The sequence below is a fragment of the Thalassotalea loyana genome (assembly GCF_030161435.1).
Taxonomy (GTDB): Bacteria; Pseudomonadota; Gammaproteobacteria; order Enterobacterales; family Alteromonadaceae; genus Thalassotalea_G; species Thalassotalea_G loyana.
On record NZ_BSSV01000001.1, the window covers coordinates 170,697 to 195,625 of the forward strand.

Sequence of the window (24,929 nt, forward strand, 5' to 3'; positions counted from 1 at the left end):
TTTATGCGTCTCTAGGCATGCCTTTTTCTATACTGCGAATGAGGCGAGCTTGGAGTCGCTCATTGGTTGGGATGATTTGTTGCTTCGCCTTTATCTCATGCTGTTCCAATGCCCAATCGATATGTTCGATAACCATTGGTGTGGAATGCTCCCGCTTGGCCTTTAAGGCTTGTACTATCGACAAATCATAGGGGGCATTGCCCAGTGCAACTGCAATATTTCGTTGCCAGCACTCAAAGCCGATACGTCTGATTGGTGAGCCTTGCGTTTTCGATAAAAAGCTATCTTCGTCCCATGCAAATAAGGTTAGTAACTCAACATTGTCTAAATGCTGTCTTGGACTAAAATCATCTTCTTGGGTTAATTGACCAAATTTATTCCACGGACAGATAAGCTGGCAATCATCACAGCCATAAATTCTATTACCCATTAAAGGTCTTAATTCTTTAGGAATAGCATCACGAAGCTCAATTGTGAGATAGGAAATACAGCGTCTAGCATCAACAACATAAGGTGCAACGATCGCTTGCGTTGGGCAAATTTTTAGGCATGCGACACAATGTCCACATTGATTATCGGCAGGTGTATCAATAGGGAGTGGTATGTTGACTAATAGCTCTCCCAAGAAAAACCATGAGCCTGCTTTGGGATTAATCAACAGGCTATGTTTGCCTACCCAGCCCAATCCGGCATTTTGAGCTAATGGTCGTTCCAAAATAGGTGCAGAATCAACAAAAGGTCTGAATTCGAACTCTTGACAGTAGTCTTTTATGCGATCACCTAGTTGCTTGAGTCGCTTACGCATTAATTTGTGATAGTCACGCCCCAATGCATAACGACTGACAAATGCGTGCTTGGGTTGCTTTAGTATTTTGGCAAACTTAGCTTCAGCAGGTAAATAATTCATTCGTGCGCTAATAACGCGAATCGAGCCGGGGTGAATAGCTTGTGGTCGAGCACGGTCCAAGCCGTGTTTGGCCATATATTCCATATTGCCATGATAGTTATTGTCCAACCATGCTTGCAGCTTTTCTTCATGTTCTGTCAAGTCAATATCACAAATACCAACCTGCGCAAAGCCAAGCTCTTGTCCCCAAAGCTTGATTTTTTCAGCCAGTTCTTGATAGTTAATAGATGAATTCACAAACACGTAAATGACGAATAATTATGGTGACGCGAAGTTTACCACAGCATGCCTATTCAGGCACGGCCGTGTTACGTAATGAATCAAAAGTGGCACATCAGGAAAATGTTCCGATGTTCGAGTTAATGAAAAGTGCAGGTCAATCGGTATTTGATTTTCTTCAACGGCACTACTGTCAGCAATCAATGATGATTTTTTGTGGCAAAGGCAATAACGGGGGAGATGGCTTTATTGTTGGTTATTTAGCATTGTGTCATGACATTAATGTTGAAGTTATCCTGCTCGCGCAAGACGCTGATTTAAAGGGAGATGCGCGATTAGCTTATCAGCAATACATAGATGCTGGCGGAACCGTGACTGCATGCCTGTCCATTGAGGAATCACAAAACCTTCAATTTGGAAAGAACAACACCATAATAGTTGATGCTATCTTTGGTATTGGGTTTACTGGTCAACTACCTGAGTTAATCGCAAGCATTAGTCGAGCGATTGAATTGTCAAATCTTCCTGTCATCAGCATTGATGTTCCTTCCGGTATCGATGCGTCTTCTGGCGCAGTATCACCTTTTGCTATTGAGGCAGACGCAACGGTCAGTTTTATTGCCTTAAAACAAGGGCTATTAACGGGAAATGCAACGCATAATGTTGGTAAGCTCATTTTTGAACCGCTATTAATTGGCGACGTATTTTGCCAACGTGTTGAAAGTCAGTGTTTTGTCCAGCGGTTTAATAATCTTCCGTCGCTTAGTGCGAGACATAAGAACCAACATAAAGGAAGCTTAGGGTTATTGTTGACCATAGGTGGTAAAGCAGGAATGCCCGGTGCGATTCGTCTTGCAAGTGAAGCTGCGCTGAGATGCGGTGCTCCTCTTGTTGCTGTCGCAAGTGCTCAGGAAAATCACCAAGCCATTACAGCCAACCGTTATGAACTTATGTTAGCTGAATCTAGCCCTGAATTGCTGAGCAAAAGTGGACATCTCGATAAAGCGAAAGCCTTGTTAATTGGTCCAGGCCTAGGGCAATGTCAATGGGCGAAGGCATTGTTTACTTGTGTCATATCAGACGATAAACCGGTGGTGATTGACGCCGATGGACTGCATTTGCTCAATGCGTATATGCCTAATGGGGTGGCCAAAGGCACAAATAATCAATGGGTATTAACGCCGCATCCAAAAGAAGCAGCTGCATTGCTCAATACCTCTGTAGCAAACATTGAAGCCAATCGCTTTGATGCTGTGGTAAAAATAGCTAAGAAATATCGTTGTATTTGCGTGTTAAAAGGTGCTGGCTCTCTTGTTAGTGACGGTAACCAGACATGGGTGAATACATCAGGAAATCACGGCATGGCAACGGGTGGAATGGGGGATGTACTGGCTGGTGTCATTGCCGCGACCTCGATGCAGACTAAAAATTTACTCGAAGCAACCCGATTAGCAGTTTATCTTCATGGGAAAGCAGGTGATAATATTGCTGCTAAAAAAGGCCACATAGGTTTGTTAGCAAGTGATTTATTTGAACAGTTTCCACGATTATTGAAAAGTGTATATGAACCAATATCAAGCGACATTAGTTGATGAGCAGGCTACGATAGCTTTGGGCTCAACGTTAGCTAATATCATTAAAAATGAGTTAAATCATGGTGTTGTTGCCTATTTAAATGGGGATTTAGGCGCCGGAAAAACAACATTAACAAGAGGTTTTGTCCAAGGTATGGGACATTCAGGCCATGTTAAAAGTCCAACCTATACGCTCGTTGAGCCATATGAACTGACTCCATGGCAGGTTTATCACTTTGATTTATACCGGCTGGCGGATCCTGAAGAGCTTGAATATATGGGCATACGAGATTATTTTAATGAAACTAGTTGCTCGTTTATCGAGTGGCCAGAGCGTGGTGGTGGCATGATTCCATCAGCTGACTTTATCATCAACTTATCGTATTGTGGTGAACATCGTGAGGTTGAGGTGGTTGCTCAATCAGCATTGGGTGATAAATTAGTTAATCAACTTAAGGCGTAAGTAGTAGGAAAAGTATGGGTTTTCAGCGTAACGTTGGCAATATAATTCGCTTTGTATTATTGAGCTTGTTGTTACTTTCATTTGGTAGCAAGGCCGCGAATACTATTGACTCTGTGCGTGTCTGGCCTGCGCCCGAGAATACCCGAGTTGTATTTGATTTAGGTAAAAAGCCGGAATACAAATATTTTACACTGACCGCGCCTCACCGATTGGTTATTGACTTTGAAAACTCAAAAAGAAATGTAAATCTCGCTAAAATTGGTAAGAACGACCCTCGTATCCGAAAAATCAGGACGAGTAAGTCAAAGAAAACGGGCACAACTCGGCTTGTTTTAGAGCTCAACGCAAAGTATAAAACAACGGTTTTTCCACTGGCGCCCGCTGGCCAGTATGGTCATCGTCTAGTCATCGATTTATTCGATAAAGAACAAAAAACACATGTCGCCGTTTCTCCACCAAAGCAAAAACAAGATATTGTTATCGGCATAGATGCAGGTCATGGTGGTGAAGATCCAGGCTCGATCGGTAACAAAGGGACGTATGAGAAACATGTAACCCTCGCTATCGCAAAACGCCTGAAAAAGTTAATCGACAAAGAAAAAGGATTAAAGGCAGTTCTCATTAGATCTGGGGATTATTACATCCACGTTAACGACCGCTCGAAGATTGCCCGAAAAAAGAATGTTGATTTCTTGGTTTCTATTCACGCAGACGCTTTCCGCACACCTCAGCCTAGCGGCGGTTCAGTATGGTTAGTGACAAACCGACGTGTTGAATCAGAATTATCTCGATGGTTAGTGAATCGAGAAAAGAACTCTGAACTGTTAGGTGGCGGTGGCAGTGTGATAAAAAATACTGCGGATGACAATTTGGCGATTACGATAGCGGATATGAGTAAAGAGTATTCACTTGAAGTAAGTCACGGTGTCGCCTCAAGTGTTATTAGCCGTATGCGTAAAATTACCAAAATGCACAAACGAACGCCGCAAAATGGTAATTTTGCCGTGCTTAAAGCATCTGATATTCCCTCAATTTTGGTCGAAACGGGCTTTATTTCTAACCATCAAGAAGAGCGCAACTTGATATCGCCAAAACATCAGCAAAAGCTGGCTAAGTCGATATTTGATGGCATTCGAAATTATTATTTAGATAATCCGCCAGCAGGCAGTTATTACGCAACTATTGCAACCAAGAAACATACGGTTAGTAGAGGAGAGTCTTTATCTGTGTTGGCACAGCGATATAACGTTTCCGTGAGTAAACTGAAAAAGGCAAACAATCTACGCTCAAATGTTGTTAAAGTTGGTCAAACGTTAAAAATACCACGTGCCGATTAGCAAACGTGATCTCGAGATTATATCTGTCGATTCAATAATAAAAAGTAAGTTTATGATGGCGTTAGCTAACTCTTTAACCAGTACTGGGGTTATTTTTTTATGACAATTCAAATATTACCTGCACGTTTAGCTAACCAGATAGCTGCAGGTGAGGTTGTGGAGCGCCCAGCATCGGTTGTTAAAGAACTCGTTGAAAACAGCTTAGACGCCGGTGCAACCAAAATTAAAATCGACATTGAAAAAGGTGGCGCTAAGCGAATACGTATTGTTGATAATGGCAAAGGCATTATTAAAGATGAGCTAACGCTGGCATTAAGTCGTCATGCAACATCAAAAATTAAAGATCTCGATGACTTGGAAGCTATTGCAAGTTTGGGCTTTCGAGGCGAGGCGCTAGCAAGTATCAGCTCAGTCGCGCGCTTAACATTGACGGCTAAACCTGAAGCGCAAGATCAAGCATGGCAAGCCAGAGCGGAAGGCCGGGATATGGCTGTAGAAGTGCTGCCAGCTGCTCATCCCAATGGAACAACTGTTGATGTTGTTGATTTGTTTTTTAACACGCCCGCCCGTAGAAAATTTTTAAGAACAGAAAAAACTGAATTCACCCATATTGAAGAAGTCATTAAACGCATCGCATTAGCGCGTTTTGACGTGAGTTTCATATTGACTCACAACGGCAAACAAGTGAAGCACTACAGACAATGCACCTCTCCAGAGAGCTTTGCCAAACGCATCGGACAAGTTTGTGGACAACCTTTTCTCAATAATTCTGTTGAAGTAAAAACGGAACATCATGATATCAAGCTATGGGGTTGGATTGGCTTGCCAAGCTTTTCACGTAATCAGAATGACCTATGCTATAGCTATGTAAACGGTAGGATGATGCGTGATAAGTTAATTAATCACGCGATTAAACAGGCATACAGCGAATATTTGCCAAGTGATCAGTATCCGGCATTTGTTTTGTTTCTTGAGCTTGATCACCGTGAAGTTGATGTTAACGTGCATCCAGCAAAGCATGAAGTGAGGTTTCATCAGGGACGTTATATTCACGATTTTATTTATTCTGTATGCCACAAGGCGATTGTACAAAGTGCAGAATTGATAAACGAAGCGCTGCCAGAACACACAGGTAACCCTATAACAACTGACTTTACTGGTCTGCAATCTCAGCAAGGTGAAGTACGTGATTATGTGAGCCCGTTGAAGAGTGCTCAGACGAGTGGTTTAGGTGCTACTGGATCACAGTACATACCAGAATATCGGAGCGCTCCGGCGGTATCAAAACAAGCCGCGACAAATTATCAACAACTAATGACACCAGCTCGTTCGGGTTCTGAAACGCCTAATGCTAACGACATTAATGTCACCGGTGGAGAAGATGAGACGCTTCAGTTAGTGGGCGTTATCGAAGATGACTACGCTGTAATTATTGATCAGCGTAAGTTGCGAGTATTCCATGCGCCTACTTTAGCGAAACAATCAAAAGTGGCATTGCTCACTCAAAAGTGGTCAACAGGACTGGTGAGTCAACCCTTGCTATTACCAATAAAAATAAGTCTTGAGAAAGAACAAGTTGAATTGCTTACTCAATTTGAGCGGTTACTAAAACAATCAGGCGTCCAGCTAGCTTATCAGCAAGGCGTTATTGTGAAGCAGTTTCCTGCATTATTTCGTCAACTAGATATTAATGAATTTTTTCAAAAAGCATTAACTTTCTTAAGCCAATTGACGGATGTCCAGCAGCAAGAAAAGACCGTTGATGACTATTGGTTAGGCTTCTTAGCTGACTATTTATTACCAGAAGAATACACGTTGAATGCTTACTTGCCGATATGGCGAGACATGCAAAATCAGCATCCAGATGATTTTAATCAATATATTGGCTTGAATTCGACTATAGTTGACCTTACATCCATAGTGAGTCAATTAAAGTAGTAAGTTATGTCCACTGAAATAAAATTACCGCCCGTTATTTGTTTAATGGGGCCAACAGCATCAGGTAAAACTGCATTAGCAATGGAGCTATATGATGCGTTGCCGTGTGAAATTATCAGTGTTGACTCTGCGCTCGTATTTAAAGGCATGGATATTGGTACTGCAAAGCCCACGTTGGCTGAACAAGGAAAATATCCTCACCGGTTAATCGATTTGATTGACCCAGCTGATAGTTACTCGGCGGCGGAGTTTTGTAAGGACGCTCTACAAGCAATAGATGAAGTTCGTCAAAGTGGTCGGATTCCTTTATTGGTTGGAGGCACTATGATGTACTTTAAGAGTTTGATTGATGGAATATCACCACTACCAGAAGCTGACCCGAATATAAGGCAGCAGATTGAGTTAGAGGCAAACGAAAAAGGCTGGGATGCTTTACACCAAGAATTAGCGATGATCGATCCAGAGTCGGCTGCTCGTATTCACCCCAATGACCCTCAACGTTTGACTCGTGCGCTTGAAGTGTTCCGAATCACCGGAAATACTTTGACACAATTAACTGCAATTAAAGGTCAACGTTTGGAAGGGGATGTTTTACAATTCGCGATTACGCCAAAAGAGCGTAAAACCTTGCACGAACGCATTGAGTTACGTTTCAATCAGATGATTGAGCAAGGATTTAAAGACGAAGTTATTAAATTGAAAGCTCGTAAAGATTTGCATGAAAATCTGCCATCGATTCGCTGTGTAGGCTACAGACAGATGTGGCAGCACCTAAATGGTGACTATGATTTTGATGAAATGATCTTTAAAGGGGTATGTGCCACTAGACAATTGGCTAAACGTCAATTAACTTGGTTGAGGGGATGGGATGGACTTACTTGGTTGGACATGGAAGATAACAACAATTTACAAGTAATTACATCGCAGATAAGCAAATTATAAACAATTGTGTATAATGATTGTTAACAGTAAGTTAACTTACTGAATTGAAAAATTTATTTTCACTAACAATAAGAAAAGGGGCCAATAATGGCAAAGGTGCAATCTTTACAAGACCCATTTTTGAATGCATTACGTCGTGACCGCATTCCAGTGGCAATTTACTTAGTAAACGGCATCAAGCTACAAGGTCAAGTCGAGTCTTTTGACCAATTTGTTATTTTATTAAAGAACACGGTAAGTCAAATGGTGTATAAGCACGCTATTTCGACGGTCGTACCGGCACGTGCTGTAAACACTAATCCTGCTCCAACTGGTAACCAAGGTGGCTATAACCAGCCAATGGACAATCAGGATTAATGCTTGTAGTACCAACAATTAGGAGTACTTCATTTGTTTGATCGTTATCAGGCAGGTGAGCAAGCAATATTAGTTCATGTAGATTTTCCTGATGAAGGTAGTCGAGAAGATCTACAAGAATTTGAAATGTTAGTGTCATCATCAGGTGTTACGGCACTTGATGTGATTACTGGCAAGCGAAACACCCCCCATAGCAAATACTTTGTCGGTTCAGGTAAGGTTGAAGAAATTGCGGAAGCAGTAAAACTACACAATGCTAATGTTGTGTTATTCAATCATAGTTTGAGCCCATCACAAGAGAAAAATGTTGAAGCAGTTTGTGAGTGTCGCGTTGTTGATCGCACAACACTCATTTTAGATATATTTGCTCAGCGAGCTCGTACCCACGAGGGTAAGTTGCAAGTTGAACTTGCTCAGTTAAGGCATATTAGCACACGTTTAATTAGAGGCTGGACCCACCTTGAGCGTCAAAAAGGTGGTATCGGGATGCGTGGTCCAGGTGAAACACAGCTTGAAACTGACCGTCGCCTTCTTCGTGAGCGTATGAACAGTATTCAAAAGCGCTTGGATAAAGTTGAGAAACAAAGGCAGCAAGGTAGACGATCTCGAACGAGAGCTGAGTTACCAACTGTATCGTTAGTCGGTTATACAAACGCCGGCAAATCAACCTTGTTTAATACGATTACTCAGGCTGATGTTTATGCCGCTGACCAACTGTTTGCAACACTTGATCCGACTTTGCGTCGTATTGACGTAGAAGATGTTGGACGCGTTATCTTAGCGGATACTGTGGGTTTTATTCGTCATTTACCACATGATTTAGTGGCTGCGTTTAAAGCAACATTAACGGAAACGAGAGAAGCACAATTGTTACTTCATGTCGTCGATATTTCTGATGAAAGACGCCAAGAAAATATGGAACAAGTAGAAGATGTGCTTACCGAAATTGATGCTGGCGATGTCCCACAATTATTAATTTGTAACAAAATAGATAACCTAAATGATATTGCGCCACGTATAGATAGAGATGAAAATGGTGTCCCTATTCGGGTGTGGTTATCTGCGAGAGCCAATCAAGGTATTGAGCTGCTTTATAAAGCGTTAGCAGAACGTTTAGGGATACAGATTGTACAGCACACATTAAGGATTCCGCCATCTGCAGGTAAGTTACGAGGTGAGTTTTACCAACTCAATTGTATAACGAAAGAGACCTACGATGAGCAAGGCAACTGTATTTTAGCAGTTAAGTTACCGGAAAAAGAGTGGAATAGGATCGCAAAGACAGAAACGCTCGAACACTTTATTGAACATTAATGGCAATGATATTTTTATTTTCATTGCTATAACAGCCTGATATATTGTTTTTTCTTCCTGTTTTGTCGAAAATGACAATATCATCAGCATAATAATTTTTTAGTTACTATTCGGAGAGCATCATGGCTTGGAATGAACCGGGGAAAGACGATAAAGATCCCTGGAAAAATAAAGGTGGTAATAACCAGGGACCACCTGATTTAGATGATTTATTTAAAGACTTAGGTAATAAGTTTGGCGGTGTTTTTGGTGGCTCGGGTGGCTCATCAAGCAAATCAAATAATAGTTTCCCAAGCGCTGTCATTATATTAGCTATGTTAGTGGCAGTGGTTGTTTATGCTTATTCTTGTATCTATACCATTAAAGAAGCTGAACGTGGTGTTAAGTTACGTTTTGGTGAATATGTTGGATTAGTAGAGCCTGGTTTGAGCTGGAAGTGGACGTTCATTGAAACGATCATCCCTGTTGATGTTCAAACAACTCGTGATTTACCGGCTGCTGGTTTCATGCTAACGCAAGATGAAAATGTTGTGCGTGTTGAAATGCAAGTTCAGTATCGTGTAGTTAACGCGCGTGATTACATCTTTAGCGTGACAAATGCTGATGATAGCTTAAGTGATGCGCTTGATAGTGCGCTACGCTATGTTGTTGGTCATGCGAATATGGATGATGTATTAACGAGTGGTCGTGAAGCTGTTCGTCAACAAGTTTGGGCAGAGCTTGACAGTATCATTGAAACCTACAACTTGGGTTTATTGGTGGTAGACGTTAACTTTAAAGATGCACGCCCACCTGAAGAAGTTAAAGATGCGTTTGATGATGCAATTGCAGCTCAAGCGGATGAAGAACGTTACATTCAAGAAGCAGAAGCGTATGCATTAAGTATTGAGCCACGTGCACGTGGTCGTGTTAAGCGCTTGGAGCAAGAAGCATTAGCATACAAACAACAAACCGTTTTAGATGCAGAAGGTGCTGTAGCTCGATTTGATAAGCTACTCCCTGAATATCAAGCTGCTCCTGAAGTTACACGTCAACGCTTGTACATTAATACAATGGAAAAAGTGTACAGCAATACTTCAAAAGTTATGGTTGATGTCGATGGTGGCAACAACATGATGTATTTACCACTTGATAAGATCATGACGCAACAGCAAAATGCGCCTCGCGTTATTCAGCAACCGGTGCAGTCGGTGCCGCAGTCAGTACCTAGTAAAGTGAATACTTCTACTGGTCGTAACGATCGTTTTAACAGTGGGAGAAACTAAGCAATGAAGAACTTTTCTGTATTACTACTTGCTGTTGTTTTTGTTCTTGGTGTTTCTAGCGTTTTTGTTGTCGCAGAAGGCCAACGCGGTATTGTATTCCAATTCAAAAAAATTAAGCGTGATAGTGCCGGTGAGATGGTTGTGTATGAACCAGGCCTACACTTTAAAGTCCCGTTTATTGAATCAGTTAAAAAGCTTGATGCTCGTATTCAAACACTCGATGAAGCGCCAGATCGTTTTGTAACGGCAGAGAAAAAAGACTTGATGGTCGATTCTTACGTTAAATGGCGTATCGTAGACTTCTCTCGCTTTTATTTACGTACATCAGGTAACTTTGATAATGCATCGGCACTATTGAAGCAAAAAGTGAACAATGGTCTTCGTACTGAATTTGGTACACGCACTATCCAAGAAATTGTTTCTGGTGAACGTGACGACCTCATGGCAAAAGCACTAGAAAGTGCGGTAAGTAGCCGTGATGATCTAGGTATTGAAGTAGTTGATGTTCGAGTAAAAGCGATTAACTTACCGAATGAGGTGAGTAACTCAATATTTGAGCGTATGCGCGCAGAACGTAACGCGGTAGCAAAAGAGCATCGCTCGAAAGGTCAAGAGCAGTCTGAAGTTATTCGTGCAACCATTGATGCTAAAGTGACAGTTATGTTAGCCGACGCACAGAAGAGCGCTTTTGAAATTCGAGGTGAAGGTGATGCATTAGCAGCGAAAGTATACGCGGATGCATACAACAAAGACCCTGAGTTTTACAGCTTCTTCCGTAGCCTAGAGGCTTACGAAAAGAGCTTTAATAGCAAAAATGATATTATGGTTGTTAAACCAGACAGTGATTTCTTCCATTATTTGAAAGATACCGCTAAAGCGAAATAAGCAATATTTAAGAAGCCATGACAGTGTCATGGCTTTTTTGTATCTGTGACATAGATGATATGACGATAGAACTTTTTATCACAGCTCTTGCATTCGCATTTATTATTGAAGGCATTGTACCGGCATTGTTTCCCAATAAATGGCGTGCATATGTTGCAAGAATGGCCCAAGAGCCAACAACGACTATTCGAAATACCGGTGTATTGATAATGGCAATCGGCGCAATCGTATTATGGCTGGTGAGCTGAAGCATGAAATTAAATAAGCTCAAACGCTTGCCGTCGAAGTTAAAAGTGCTGCTGTAATTTTTACATTGGTAAAAACACTGCCCAATGACTTATCAGTGCAGGATTAATATTTATTTTCATTCTAATTATCTCCTCAATCGACATTCAACTTAGCTAAAACAACCGTTTACAGACCTACCAAATTATTAAATGTTGGTTTGGTTAAAAAGTGGTCAATAAATGCTTTTACTAGCAAGCGATATTTGTTAGAATCCCCGCCTAATTTTCTTACCAACATGTGAAAATGGGTAAAAACGTCGTAGTTCTGGGCACCCAATGGGGTGACGAAGGTAAAGGTAAAGTTGTTGACTTACTAACGGATAAAGCAAAATTTGTTGTTCGTTATCAAGGTGGTCACAATGCAGGTCATACATTAATCGTAAACGGTGAAAAAACCGTTCTTCACTTAATCCCATCAGGTATTTTACGAGATAACGTAAAGTGCTTGATCGGTAACGGTGTTGTGCTTTGTCCAAAAGCGTTAATGACAGAAATCAAAATGTTAGAAGACCGTGGCGTTCCAGTGCGTGAACGTTTACTTATTTCTGATGCTTGTCCATTAATTCTTCCATACCACAATGCATTAGATGCTGCTCGTGAAAAAGCACGTGGTAGCAAAGCTATTGGTACAACAGGTCGTGGTATCGGTCCTGCGTATGAAGACAAAGTTGCACGCCGCGGTTTACGTGTAGGTGACTTGTTCTGTCAAGAATCATTCGCCGCTAAGTTAAAAGAAATCATGGAATACCATAATTTCGTATTAACGTCATACTACAAAGCAGAACCAGTGAGCTACGATGAAGTTTTAGCTGATGTAATGGCTGTTGCAGATATCATTAAAGATATGGTTGCAGACATTGCTGAAACACTTGATCAAGCGCGCTTAGCTGGCGATTCAATTATGTTTGAAGGTGCACAAGGTACTTTATTGGATATTGACCACGGCACGTACCCATACGTAACTTCTTCAAACACGACCGTAGGTGGTGTAGCAACCGGTTGTGGTTTCGGCCCTCGCCATATTGACTACGTTTTAGGTATTACAAAAGCCTACACAACACGTGTTGGATCAGGTCCATTCCCTACTGAATTAAACGATGAAGTTGGTAATCACCTTGGTACTGTTGGCCATGAATTTGGCGCAACCACAGGCCGTGAGCGTCGTTGTGGTTGGTTTGATGCTGTAGCTATGCATCGTGCAGTGCAAGTAAACTCTATCAGCGGTTTCTGCTTAACTAAGTTAGATGTTCTAGATGGCTTAAAAGAGTTAAAGATCTGTACAGGTTATAAAACTGAAGACGGTGAAGTTATTACTGTTCCGCCGACAGCTGCTGAAGGCTACGAGAAAATTACGCCTGTCTATGAAACGCTTCCTGGTTGGACTGAGTCAACGGTTGGCGCAACTACCGTTGAACAATTACCGGCAAATGCTCGTGCTTACATTAAGCGTCTTGAAGAAGTGACTGGTGTACCGATTGATATCATTTCAACCGGCCCAGACCGCGTTGAAACAATGATTTTAGTGAATCCATTCGAATAAGCTAAAATTTATTATCGCACTGAAAAAGCCAGCTATATGCTGGCTTTTTTGTATTCACGTCATATCAATTTTATAGAACATAGCAAAAAATTATAAATATATCTGCGTACATATTTATGTTAACTCGCCTCTATCTACAGTGCGTCATTAGTGAAAAATACGGCAGCGAATGTGCAAAAAAAAATCGTCGATCTCAGGCGAATATTCACTATTTGGTGTAAATCGTCGAAAAACGTCGTGAACTACGTTTTGAAAGTTTTTAAATTATTGGCTTGTTTGATAGCGAATATTTAACAAAATAATGTGAATTTTACGTAGAGCTGTTGCACTATTTTCTTGGTACTGGCAACTGGTAGGCTTTGTCAGCTCTTGAATTGCGAGAAAGCAATCACTTACCATATACATGTTTGGAAGTCTCGAGAAAACTTTCACCTTCATTTTTATCTACCGTTAGCATTTTAGGAAAAGCCATGACAGATATTCGTCAGCAAGCTCTGGATTATCATGAATACCCAACACCGGGCAAAATTAGCGTTGAATTAACAACACCTGCGGAAACATCGAAAGATTTATCGCTCGCCTATAGTCCAGGTGTCGCAGAGCCAGTGCGTGAAATAGCTGAAAATCCTGACGACGTATATAAGTACACAGGTAAAGGAAATACTGTAGCGGTTATCTCAAATGGTACGGCTATCTTAGGATTAGGTAATTTAGGTCCTATGGCATCGAAACCTGTAATGGAAGGGAAGGCTCTTTTATTCAAGCGATTCGCAAATATCAATTCTTTTGACATTGAAGTCACTCACAATACGGTGGAAGAATTCATTTCTACGGTGGCGAATATTGCAGATAGTTTCGGTGGAATAAATCTAGAAGACATTAAAGCGCCAGAATGTTTTCAGATTGAAAAAGCGCTAATCGAACGCTGTAAAGTGCCAGTTTTTCATGATGATCAGCATGGCACTGCGATAGTGACTGCGGCAGGCATGATAAACGCGTTAGAGATTCAAGGTAAAAATATTCGTCATGCTAATATTGTTTGCATGGGCGCTGGAGCAGCGGCAATAGCTTGTATGGAGCTATTAATTAAATGTGGTGCTCAACGTGAAAGAATATATATGCTCGACACGAAAGGTGTCGTTCATACGCGTCGCGATGATTTGAATGAATATAAAAAGCTTTTTGCCAACAATACTGATAAACGCACATTGGAAGAAGCAATTGATGGTGCGGATGTCTTTGTTGGTGTCTCTGGACCAAACTTATTATCAGCTGAGCAATTAAAACTAATGGGCCCTAACCCTGTTGTTTTTGCCTGTTCGAACCCGGATCCTGAAATTAAGCCTGAGTTAGCTAAGTCAGCTCGCGATGATGTCATTATTGCAACAGGCCGCTCTGATTACCCTAATCAGGTGAATAATGTTCTTTGTTTTCCATTTATTTTTAGAGGGGCACTAGACGTACGTGCAACGAAAATAAACGACGAGATGAAGATCGCCGCAGTGAATGCTATTCGTGAGCTTGCTAAAGAGCCTGTACCAGAAGAAGTCTTAGCGGCAAGTGGTGAAGATTCACTGGTATTTGGCAAGGACTATATTATTCCTAAGCCAATGGACTCTCGCTTGTGTGCAAGAGTTGCTCGCGCGGTAGCAAGCGCTGCTGTTGAGTCTGGTGTTGCACAAATAGAGATGCCAGAGAACTATTTCTTATAAATGAAGTCCTGTGTATAAAAAAAACGCGCCGTTTGGCGCGTTTTTTATATCGTTTCTATGATTCGGCTTCGTCATCTTCAAAGATAGAGAAGTCAGTAATCCCATTTTCTATTAGGACTTTTCTTACACTCTCAGGGATTTTTTCAGGGTTGTCTTTAGCTAAATCTGCGTCATTTGGTAGCGGTTGACCGGTAAAAGCGTGAAGAAACGCTTCGCAAAGAAGTTCACTGTTGGTAGCGTGACGTAGGTTATTTACCTGGCGGCGCGTGCGTTCATCAGTTAATACTTTAAGGACTCGTAAAGGAATGGATACCGTTATTTTTTTTACTTGTTCGCTTTTTTTACCATGCTCGGCATATGGGTTTATATATTCGCCATTCCACTGCGCCATGAAAATACCTCTAAAAGTTTTTAAACCATAAGAATTGTACTGGTTGTACAACAACAGTCAACTATGAATGTGTAGAAGGTTAGACGGCTAAAAATCGCTTGACCCAAAATATGTTTGCGTTTAGAGTTATAGACGTCTAAACGCCTATTTGAATCTGGATATCAGTTATGAGCAAACAACACATCGAAACACAAGCTGCGCGCGGTGGTATAAATATTGATAAGCACCATGGGGCAGTGGTTGCACCGTTACATTTATCCAGTACGTACTCATTAAAAGGCTTTAATGAAAAGCGTGACTTCGATTATTCACGCACAGGAAACCCTACACGTGCGACATTTGGTCAAACAGTAGCTGAACTTGAAGAAGGCTCGACTGGTATCGTGACGAGTACAGGCATGTCTGCCGTTCATTTATTACTTCAACTTGTCAATGTTGGCGATAAGGTGCTCATTCCTCATGATTGTTACGGTGGAAGCTATCGCTTGTTTTCATTTTTGGCAAAGAAAGGCAATTTTGAATTAATTGTAGTCGACCAAAGCGATGATCTGGCGCTTGAGCAAGGTTTGTCGCAACAACCTAAATTAGTGTTAATTGAAACCCCAAGCAATCCGCTATTACGCATTGTCGATATCAAAAAAATTGCTTCACAAGCAAAGGCTAAAGGTGCACTTGTTGCGGTAGACAATACTTTTTTGTCGCCTGTTATTCAAAAGCCCCTATTACTGGGGGCGGATATTGTGTTCCACTCAACAACGAAATATTTAAATGGGCATAGTGATATTGTTGGCGGCGTGTTGGTGACCAAAGATGAGTCACTTGGCGAAGAGTTGGCATGGTGGGCGAACTGTATCGGTATTACTGGATCTCCATTTGACAGTTATTTAGCGTTACGAGGTCTGAAAACATTACCTTTGCGCATTGCTCAACACCAAGAAAATGCCAAGGCTGTTGCACAATTTTTGGCAACTCACTCTGCCATTGAAACTGTTTATTTTCCCGGCCTTGAAGATCACCCTCAGCATGACTTAGCAAAACAACAACAAAACGGCTTTGGCGCAATGTTAAGTTTTGAATTAAAAGGTGGTGTCGATGCTGTTAAGGCACTGTTTGCTAATGTTTCCTTGTTTACTTTAGCGCAATCGTTAGGTGGCGTTGAAAGCCTAATTAGCCATCCATCAACAATGACGCATGCTGGCATGGACATTGAGGCGCAAAAAGCAGCTGGAATAAGCCAATCTTTAGTAAGAATTTCCGTCGGTATTGAACATATTGATGATATTATTGCAGATCTGTCACATGCGTTAGCATGTAGTCAACAAGCCTAATTAAATTCAATAACCGATTTATTAGTTGAAAAAACATGACCATTGAAAACCTAATTAAACACTCAAATGCTAAACCTGGGAAGCTCGCAGTAAACGTCCATAAATTTGGTGGTAGTAGTCTAGCAACGAGTGAGTGTATTGAGCGTGTTATTGATATTATTTGTCGTCATTGTCAGATTAACGATATCGTTGTGGTGTCTGCCAATGGCGGTGTTACTGATCAGCTTTTTACCCTTTGTCAGTTAGCAAAAGATGATTTAAGCGTTGAGGAACCTCTTGAGAGTTTGCAATTTCAATTACAAGGGCTGATTGCACAATTACTCAATGAACAAAATAGTGCCTACTTAACTCAACAATTACATGATGATTTTCAATTGTTGTCCTCTTGGCTCGCTACTGACGTTAAGTCTCATCGTAATGATATTTTAGCGTTCGGTGAAATATGGTCTGCTAGGTTATTGTCTGCCGTTCTAAATGAACGAATCTGCCCAAGTCATGCCGTTGATGCACGTGATTTCATTCAAATTCAATCAGAACAAAACACAGCGGTAAATTATGACATTAGCCGAAATCAATTTGAGCAGATAAAACAAGCTCATCAACTCACGATAGCGACAGGCTATATTGCAAGAGACCTTGAAGGGCGCTCATGTACACTAGGTCGCAACGGTTCCGATTATTCTGCGACTATAATGGCTGCGCTCACAGGGGCTGCGAATGTTACCTTGTGGACTGATGTTGACGGAATATATAGCGCTGATCCTCGTATAGTGCCAGCTGCTAGAAAACTACATAGGCTTCCTAATGGTGTTGCCAGAGAGTTAGGTCGTCTGGGTAACCCAGTTTTACATGTAAACACATTAAAGCCGCTTGATGAGCATGCCACTCATTTGCATGTGGCAAGCTCATTTGACAGTGAAACCAGTGGAACCGAAATAGGCAAATTTGGTTTTCTTGCCAAACAAGAACTTTCAGTGACTTATTCTAATGACGTGCTGTTGGTTTCTAGTGAGCAATTGAACTCGATGACATTAAGTGAAGCAACGGAACGCTTTTCACCGATTTGCTTTGATGAAAGAAATGCGTTGATGGTCATTAAGCAAGAGCAACAAAAGACCGTCAGCCAATGGTTTGCAAGCAAAGTAGGTGAAGTCACCTTTAAACCTGTCGCAATTATTGCTGCGGTAGGACACAAAGTTGCATCGAGAGGTGACGTAAAGGCAAGATTTAAGCGCGCATTAGAAAATACTAAGACCTTAGATATTGTATCTTCGACATCAGAACATAGCATTATTAGCGTACTGCCTGACACATGTAGTCCAGAACTGACGAATTTGGTTCATCATGAGATGACGAAAGACGCTAAACATATTGGCGTTATTGTCGCTGGTTTAGGTAATATTGGTGAGCGGTTCTTAGAGATTTTACCTGCTCAGATCAAGAACCAATCCGTGTTAGAAAATGTGCATTTAGTTGGGTTACTGAGTTCACAAAAAGCATTGATTAACACCGATGGAATCAACCCAAAACATGCGTTGGTCCAATTTGAAAAGCAGGCGAAAGACTACGATGAAGAACAGTTACTTACCTGGTTAAAAAGTCACCCCTATGATGAACTTATTGTCATTGATATTACGCCAAGTGAACGTTTTAGTTTGCTCTACCGTGAGTTTTTCAAAGAAGGGATTCATGTGATTGGTGCAAACAAATGGGCTGCATCGAGTTCTACGGAATACTTCAACGGTCTCACGGCCTTGGCTGCACAAAATGGTAGTGTGTGGCTGGGTAACACTACCGTTGGTGCCGGCCTGCCAGTAAATTTTGCGATTAATGATTTACGTCGAAGTGGAGATGAAATAGGCGCCATTTCAGGTATCTTTTCTGGCACCTTGTCCTGGCTTTTCGAACAATATGACGGAAGCCAACCGTTCTCGAAATTACTTTTAAGTGCACTTGAGCAAGGCTTAGCTGAGCCAGATCCAAGAGAGGACCTATCGGGTCGAGATGTTCAGCGTAAGTTGCTGATTTTAGCACGATTAGCTGGTTTTACGTTGTCGTTGGAAGATATCGAGTGTCAGTCACTGGTACCCGAAAATTTAAGCCACTTGTCGACACAAGAGTTTCTGGCGCAAGCGGATGAATTAGATCAACCTTTTGCCGAGGAGCTCGAGCGCGCAAAAGAACAAAATAATTGTCTTCGTTATATTGCTAAATTTACCATTGAAGATGGTAAGTTGAATGCTAAAGTCGGCCTAGCGTTTGTTGACCTCGAGGATGCTTTTGCCAACCTGAATCCTTGTGACAATATTTTTAAGGTAGAAAGTCAGTGGTATCAAACGAATCCACTAATCATACAAGGACCTGGTGCAGGTAGGGATGTTACCGCAGGTGGGATACACTCAGATCTTGTGGCAATTTGTGAACAACTCTCGACTAAGCAGCATCAAGTAAAAATTAAGGGTATTAACGAATAACCAATTAGCAGCTAACGCGATGCGATCTAAAAGTCGTGTGTTTCTTACATCAATTTTATGACCTTGTTGCTTATCAAATTTGTTAAGTAACAAGGTGTAATAATTCACAGGAATAGCTTGTTATTGTTGGGTTTATTAACTAGCATTTTTGTATAAATTCAAAAATTTATGCTAATTGACATTTTTAATGGTAAAGCAAGTACTCCAAGATTTAATCATCACAACCCAGATCAAACGATTGCTAAACAAAATATATGGTTTAGGGCCTAGTGATGATTCCATTCTTAAACGAGCGATTGATTTTTACGATCAACAGCCAGCACGAGAGAGCCAGCTCCTTGAGCTCGAAGATAACGTCATCGAACAAAAAGCTAAGCTTGAAGCTGCTGTTACGAGTAAAGTCAAAAATCGACAAAATGCGTTCGAACATGCCCAATTGCAATTGGAAGAGCTTAAACAAGAATTGGACGCAGAACGGTTTGATAGGCATCGACATTTTCTTGAAATAGCGAGAGAAGTGATTAGTTTAACTGAAGGGGATAATCACGAAGATACGATCAGAAAATCCTCTTTATTGCTTGGGACTATTCAACTATTAAGCCCGACCGAAGGGAGTAAAATCGCTGAATTGAATGAGAAGCACAAGCCGTTATATAAAGCAGTACTGTCATTGCGATTACTTGATGAATTATTGGCACAGGAACAGCTTGCTGACGAATTTATCAATAATTATTTAATCGATATTCCGGCAGAGCAATACCACGAATTCCAGAGTATCAACCCAGAAGCATATGAATATTTCTGTGAGCAAGTGAAGATCAGTGTAGTAACCGCCGCACTTGCACAAGACATTGGAAACTTTCACCCTGAAGCTAGACTGATACTTTGTGGAGAAAGTGGTAAAGAAAGTCCATATCGCATGCTAGAGATGGAACAGCGAAAAGCGTTATTGCAAGTTTCTTTTCGTGAAACGATGAAATATGTCAATGAAGGTTTAGGAACGCTGAACTATATTGGCAATTCTAAAGAAGATCGTGACCGCTTTGTTAGGGACGAAAAAGCCAAGTTATTGTTTGTCAAAAAATTACTGAAAAGAGCGGTGAACCCGCAACAAAGTATTGGCAATGTTTTAAAAGTACCACAAATCTACACATCGATAGTGCTATCGACAAAAGATAGTTACAACTACAAAGTATTACCTAAAGTGTTCAGTGTATTAAATACCAATGCTGAAAGAGGAGCGTGTCATCAAAGAGTCGTTGATAGCTTTTATAAAGTTGTTGGTATGTTTCCACAAGGATATGGTGTCACTTATATTCCTAAAGCGTCAGACGGTAACTATATGGAAAGCTATGAATACTCTATTGTCTGCTCTTTATATCCCGAAAACCCAGAAGAGCCTATTTGTCGACCGGCGACAAGGGGCTTAACCTTTATCAGCCATGGACAAAATACCGTGATTGATACTGCAAGTAATTTACATTTTACTGACACCGCGAAACGGTTAGCACGGGTGAGCAAGAAGCGCTTACTCGAGATTTTAGAGGTGATTTCCTCTAACTATGAGGAGCGTAAGGAGCTTGATGTGCTTCCTCGGTGCTGGTATCCCAACGATTATTTTTCAATAAAAAACAACCAAAAACTATGGAATCGTTCTGTTTATGAACAAGAGCGATAACTAATAATACCTTTTTAATAAATAATTATTCATTTTTATTGCATTTATATTTTGTAATTGTTATCTTCACCCTAAATATTACATAGCCATGTTTTTAGGTAGATAAAATGCACACACTAAAACTTCGACGATAAGTCTTATTTCATGTTGTTTATGCGTAATACGCAATTCGCGTATAAGCGCACTGTCGTTTTCTTGTTTGAATTTTTTAGTGAATAAAATTGCATTTTAGAGGTTTTCGTGAAAAAAGTAGCAATAATTGGTGCTAGTGGTTATGTCGGTGCTGAGTTAGCAGGGTTGTTAGCTCAACACTCAAAAGTTTCGATTGAACATTTAGTGATATCGGAAAACAGTACTTCCTATGGAAAACACTTTGCGGACTTACATGCTCGCTGGCAGGGGGTTATCGATGTACCTCTGCTCACTTTTTCAACGCAATGGTTTGAACAGTACGGAAGTCAATTAGACGCAGTTTTCTTTGCGACACCACATGAATTTAGTGCGCAATGGGCGACTAAATTCGTCGAATGTGGCGTTAAAGTCTTTGATCTTTCTGGAGGCTTTCGTTTAAAAGATATTTCTGCGTACAGTCAATACTACGGGTTTGATCATCAATACCCCTCTTCTGTAGCACAAGCTGTTTATGGATTGGCAGAATTCAATGCCAATGCGATAGAAAGAGCTTCTTTAATTGCTGTGCCTGGGTGCTATCCAACAGCAAGTCTTTTGGCAATAAAACCATTAGTAAATGCTCATTTAATTGACGAACAACAACTTGTCGTAATCAATGGCATCAGCGGTGTGAGTGGTGCAGGTCGAAATGCAAACTTAGCGACAAGTTTTAATGAGGTTAGCCTTAAGCCATATAACATTCTTCAGCACAGACACCAGCCAGAAATTTCTCAAGAAGCAGGCTGTCAAGTCATCTTTAATCCGCATTTGGCGCCTTTTAAACGTGGATTACTATCAACAGTGACCATGTCTTTAAAAGCAGGTGTTACCAAAAGTGATGTTAAACAAGCGTTGACCAACGCATACAGCAATGCGCCGTTGATTAGGTTGAAAAACAACTGGCCCCAAATTGATCATGTTGCTCATACCCCATTTGCAGATATTTATTTTGAAGTTGATGAGAAAAACCAAGTAGCAGTTATTAGTTGTGCGATTGATAACTTATTGAAAGGTGCGGCATCTCAAGCTGTTCAGTGTTTTAATTTAAGCTATGGCCTACCTGTGCAATTACACCTATTACCTAGCCAAGTCACTTTAGGAGAAGGCTAATGAAAAAACCTTTAGTCATTAAAGTCGGTGGTGCGATCTTAACAAATGAGGATGCGTTGACATCTTTGTTTGGCGTGATCAAACAAGCAAAAGATCAGCAGATCGTTTTAGTTCATGGTGGTGGTTATGTGGTGGACAACATGTTATGCCAAGCAGGATATAGCACAAAGAAAATAGATGGCCTGAGGGTTACACCTAAAAAGCAAATTCCGACCATTACTGGTGCACTTGCTGGCTATGTTAACAAAACGCTGGTGGCAAAGGCCTCGCAACAACAGTTATCTGCGGTTGGCTTGTCATTAGCTGACGGCCAAATGACAAGCTGTACACTAGCTAATCCAAAACTTGAAGCGGTAGGTCAGGTAGCCCCTAACTCAAGCCAGTTATTAGATACACTATTAAAGTCAAAATGTTTGCCGATTATTTCATCAATAGGTGCGTTAGAAGATGGTCAACTTGTTAACGTGAATGCAGATGACGCGGCTGTTGTTATCTGCCAATTGTTGAATGCTCAATTATTACTGTTAACTGATGTTAATGGTGTTAAAGGCGCCGATGGTGAGTATCTTTCGGCATTAACTCAATCTCAAGCCAATCAACTGATAGAGCAAGGTGTTATTGCTGGGGGCATGACGGCCAAAGTTAACGCCGCTTTTGAGGCTGCCAATCATTTACGACGAAGTATCGCGGTTGCTAGTTGGCAATCGCCCGAGCAAATTTTATCGCTCGTTGCTGGACAATCTGTAGGTACAAAAATCCAACCTAACAGCTAGTCCGTTATTTTCAAACTTTGTCTCAATAATTTAAGAATTTAAGGAACCAAAATGTCTTTATTACATTTTTTGGCAGATGATCAGCAGTCTCAAAACCAAGTCAACGAGCTAATCGCATTAGCAAAAAATATCAAAGCAAAGCCAGAGGATTACACACAAGCATTAGCGGGAAAATCCATCGTTATGCTTTTCGAAAAGCCTTCGTTACGCACACATATTAGCTTTGATATTGGTATTCAAAAACTTGGTGGTCACGCACTCTATATCGGGCAACAAAATGGTCAACTAGGTGAACGCGAGCGTGTCTATGATGTTGCTAAAAATCTCGCTTGTTGGTCAGACGCTATCGTTGCTCGTGTCTTTGAACATCAGGTATTAGAAGAGCTCTCAACACATTCGGGAATTCCTGTCATTAATGCACTTTGTAACCTGCATCACCCTTGTCAGGCGTTGGCGGACTATTTAACGGTTGCTGAACACTTTGACGATTTATCTCAAGTGAATTTTGCTTATGTTGGTGACGGTAACAATGTCTCAAATTCGTTAATGCTTACGGCTGCTGTACTAGGCATGAATTTTACTATGGCAAGTCCTAAAGGCTTTTCGGGAGAAGCTCAAATCTTTGCAAAAGCACAACACATCGCCGAGAAAACAGGTGCGAATATCAAACTCGTTAGCAACGTTGCAGATCTTGGCCAGCAAGATGTTATTTACACCGATACATGGGTATCGATGGGAGATGATGCTAAGAGTGCAAAAATATTAGATAAATTTGCAGCATTCCAGGTCAATCACCAACTCATGAAAGCTTGTGGTGCGAAATTTGTCATGCATTGCCAACCTGCACATTTAGGGCAAGAAATTACACAAGAGCTGTTTGACAGTGACTATTCGCTAGCCGATCAACAGGCAGAAAACAGAATGTGGGCACAAAACGCTGTTTTAGTCACTTTATTTGGCGAATAAACAGCACACTGACAAACAGACAAAGAATTAAACGATATTAAAACGAATTTAGGTAAAGAAAATGGCTTTAGCAAAAAACAAACAAGTAAAGAAAGTAGTATTAGCGTATTCAGGCGGTTTAGATACGTCAGCAATCATTCCATGGTTAAAAGAAAACTATGATGGATGTGAGGTTATTGCCTTCTGTGCCGATGTAGGACAAGGCGAAGAAGAGCTTGCTGGAATCGAGGAAAAAGCGCTCGCATCAGGAGCGAGTGAGTGTCATGTTGTTGACCTTAAAGAAGCATTTGTAAACGATTATATCTACCCTATTCTAAAAACGGGAGCAGTTTACGAAGGGCAATACCTATTAGGTACATCAATGGCACGTCCTGTTATCGCAAAAGCACATGTAGAGGTTGCCAAGAAAGTGGGTGCTGATGCACTTTGTCACGGATGTACGGGTAAAGGAAATGATCAAGTGCGCTTTGAAGCATGTTTTGCTGCTCTAGCTCCTGAACTTACTGTTATTGCACCATGGCGTGAATGGGATATGGTGTCACGTGAAGACCTGCTGGATTACTTAGCAGAGCGTGATATTCCGTGCTCTGCATCACTAACAAAAATATACTCTCGTGACGCAAATGCTTGGCATATTTCTCATGAAGGTGGCGAGCTGGAAGACCCATGGTGTCAACCATCAAAAGAAGTTTGGACAATGACCGTGGATCCGTTGGACGCGCCAAATACCCCAGATTATGTGACATTGAGCTTCAATCAGGGCGTGCTAACGCAAGTAGATGGTAAATCTTTATCACCATTTCAAGCATTGATGTATTTGAATGATAAAGCCGGTGCACACGGTGTAGGTCGTATCGATATTGTTGAGAACCGTCTCGTCGGTATGAAATCGAGAGGTTGTTATGAAACTCCGGGTGGTACAGTGCTAATGGCCGCCTACAAAGGGTTAGAGAGCTTAATCTTAGATAAAGAGTCGTTGAAATTTAGAGAGTCAGTTGGCTTAGAGTTTTCACACGTGATTTATGACGGTCGTTGGTTTACACCATTAGCAAAAGCTCAGTTAGCGGCAGCCGAATCACTATCTGAAAATATTACGGGTGATGTTGTTGTTCAATTATACAAAGGCCAAGCAACAGTAACTCAACGTCAATCGCCAAACAGCCTATACTCAGAGGCATTCGCTACTTTTGGTGAAGACGACGTTTACGACCAAAAACATGCTGAAGGATTTATTCGTTTATACAGTTTATCAAGTCGCATTGCAGCATTATCGAAGCAGGCGAAATCGGAGAAATAAT

Annotated in this window: 21 protein-coding genes; 19 read left to right on the forward strand and 2 right to left on the reverse strand. The window is 41.2% G+C overall.

The genetic code is table 11. The annotated features are described in order from the left end of the window. Position 1: 1 nt before the first annotated feature. Positions 2–1,144 (reverse strand): tRNA epoxyqueuosine(34) reductase QueG, encoded by a 1,143-nt coding sequence (gene queG, locus QQK05_RS00700; RefSeq protein ID WP_284295427.1) that lies wholly within the window; start codon positions 1,142–1,144, stop codon positions 2–4. A 23-nt stretch (positions 1,145–1,167) separates the two neighbouring features. Between queG and QQK05_RS00705 the strand changes: the two genes are divergently transcribed. From QQK05_RS00705 to QQK05_RS00760, 12 genes are all read left to right on the forward strand, one after another. Further along, entirely contained in the window at positions 1,168–2,718 is a 1,551-nt protein-coding gene (locus tag QQK05_RS00705) for an NAD(P)H-hydrate dehydratase (RefSeq protein ID WP_284295428.1), read from the forward strand. Continuing rightward, a complete protein-coding gene (gene tsaE, locus QQK05_RS00710; RefSeq protein ID WP_284295429.1) occupies positions 2,690–3,163 on the forward strand; it encodes a tRNA (adenosine(37)-N6)-threonylcarbamoyltransferase complex ATPase subunit type 1 TsaE in 474 nt (157 codons plus the stop codon). Before QQK05_RS00705 ends, tsaE begins: the two co-directional genes overlap by 29 nt. A 14-nt stretch (positions 3,164–3,177) precedes the next feature. Then, positions 3,178–4,500 (forward strand): N-acetylmuramoyl-L-alanine amidase, encoded by a 1,323-nt coding sequence (locus QQK05_RS00715; RefSeq protein WP_284295430.1) that lies wholly within the window; start codon positions 3,178–3,180, stop codon positions 4,498–4,500. 99 nt (positions 4,501–4,599) lie between these two features. Next, positions 4,600–6,438 carry a DNA mismatch repair endonuclease MutL gene (gene mutL, locus QQK05_RS00720; protein ID WP_284295431.1) on the forward strand — a complete coding sequence of 613 codons (1,839 nt, stop codon included), beginning with the start codon at positions 4,600–4,602 and terminating at the stop codon, positions 6,436–6,438. Positions 6,439–6,444: 6 nt separating this feature from the next. Then, positions 6,445–7,380 carry a tRNA (adenosine(37)-N6)-dimethylallyltransferase MiaA gene (miaA, locus tag QQK05_RS00725; protein ID WP_284295432.1) on the forward strand — a complete coding sequence of 312 codons (936 nt, stop codon included), beginning with the start codon at positions 6,445–6,447 and terminating at the stop codon, positions 7,378–7,380. Positions 7,381–7,467: 87 nt separating this feature from the next. Then, entirely contained in the window at positions 7,468–7,737 is a 270-nt protein-coding gene (gene hfq, locus QQK05_RS00730) for an RNA chaperone Hfq (RefSeq protein ID WP_284295433.1), read from the forward strand. 33 nt (positions 7,738–7,770) lie between these two features. Then, positions 7,771–9,051 (forward strand): ribosome rescue GTPase HflX, encoded by a 1,281-nt coding sequence (hflX, locus tag QQK05_RS00735; RefSeq protein ID WP_284295434.1) that lies wholly within the window; start codon positions 7,771–7,773, stop codon positions 9,049–9,051. A 122-nt stretch (positions 9,052–9,173) separates the two neighbouring features. After that, a complete protein-coding gene (hflK, locus tag QQK05_RS00740; RefSeq protein WP_284295435.1) occupies positions 9,174–10,316 on the forward strand; it encodes an FtsH protease activity modulator HflK in 1,143 nt (380 codons plus the stop codon). A 3-nt stretch (positions 10,317–10,319) separates the two neighbouring features. After that, complete coding sequence (gene hflC / locus QQK05_RS00745; RefSeq protein ID WP_284295436.1) at positions 10,320–11,201, forward strand: protease modulator HflC; 882 nt, start codon at positions 10,320–10,322, stop codon at positions 11,199–11,201. A gap of 59 nt (positions 11,202–11,260) precedes the next feature. Continuing rightward, on the forward strand, positions 11,261–11,449 hold the full coding sequence (locus QQK05_RS00750) for a DUF2065 domain-containing protein (protein WP_284295439.1): 189 nt from the start codon (positions 11,261–11,263) through the stop codon (positions 11,447–11,449). A gap of 283 nt (positions 11,450–11,732) precedes the next feature. Next, positions 11,733–13,028, forward strand: coding sequence for an adenylosuccinate synthase (locus tag QQK05_RS00755; RefSeq protein WP_284295441.1), 1,296 nt, complete (start codon positions 11,733–11,735; stop codon positions 13,026–13,028). A gap of 470 nt (positions 13,029–13,498) precedes the next feature. Next, positions 13,499–14,740 (forward strand): malic enzyme-like NAD(P)-binding protein, encoded by a 1,242-nt coding sequence (locus tag QQK05_RS00760; protein ID WP_284295443.1) that lies wholly within the window; start codon positions 13,499–13,501, stop codon positions 14,738–14,740. A 55-nt stretch (positions 14,741–14,795) separates the two neighbouring features. Here QQK05_RS00760 and metJ read toward each other — a convergent pair whose 3' ends face one another. Further along, positions 14,796–15,131, reverse strand: a complete 336-nt coding sequence (gene metJ, locus QQK05_RS00765) for a met regulon transcriptional regulator MetJ (RefSeq protein WP_284295444.1) — start codon at positions 15,129–15,131, stop codon at positions 14,796–14,798. A 167-nt stretch (positions 15,132–15,298) separates the two neighbouring features. On the opposite strand from metJ, the gene metB reads away from it, so the two are divergent. From metB to QQK05_RS00800, 7 genes are all read left to right on the forward strand, one after another. Next, on the forward strand, positions 15,299–16,459 hold the full coding sequence (metB, locus tag QQK05_RS00770) for a cystathionine gamma-synthase (RefSeq protein ID WP_284295445.1): 1,161 nt from the start codon (positions 15,299–15,301) through the stop codon (positions 16,457–16,459). Positions 16,460–16,494: 35 nt separating this feature from the next. After that, on the forward strand, positions 16,495–18,933 hold the full coding sequence (gene metL / locus QQK05_RS00775; RefSeq protein ID WP_284295446.1) for a bifunctional aspartate kinase/homoserine dehydrogenase II: 2,439 nt from the start codon (positions 16,495–16,497) through the stop codon (positions 18,931–18,933). 187 nt (positions 18,934–19,120) lie between these two features. Next, on the forward strand, positions 19,121–20,611 hold the full coding sequence (locus QQK05_RS00780; RefSeq protein ID WP_284295447.1) for a hypothetical protein: 1,491 nt from the start codon (positions 19,121–19,123) through the stop codon (positions 20,609–20,611). A 240-nt stretch (positions 20,612–20,851) separates the two neighbouring features. Then, positions 20,852–21,892: an N-acetyl-gamma-glutamyl-phosphate reductase gene (gene argC / locus QQK05_RS00785; RefSeq protein WP_284295448.1), complete on the forward strand. Its 1,041-nt coding sequence runs from the start codon at positions 20,852–20,854 to the stop codon at positions 21,890–21,892. Beyond that, positions 21,892–22,665, forward strand: coding sequence for an acetylglutamate kinase (gene argB, locus QQK05_RS00790; protein WP_284295449.1), 774 nt, complete (start codon positions 21,892–21,894; stop codon positions 22,663–22,665). Before argC ends, argB begins: the two co-directional genes overlap by 1 nt. 51 nt (positions 22,666–22,716) lie before the next feature. Then, a complete protein-coding gene (locus tag QQK05_RS00795) occupies positions 22,717–23,631 on the forward strand; it encodes an ornithine carbamoyltransferase (protein ID WP_284295450.1) in 915 nt (304 codons plus the stop codon). 61 nt (positions 23,632–23,692) lie between these two features. Beyond that, complete coding sequence (locus QQK05_RS00800; RefSeq protein WP_284295451.1) at positions 23,693–24,928, forward strand: argininosuccinate synthase; 1,236 nt, start codon at positions 23,693–23,695, stop codon at positions 24,926–24,928. Position 24,929 lies beyond the last annotated feature (1 nt).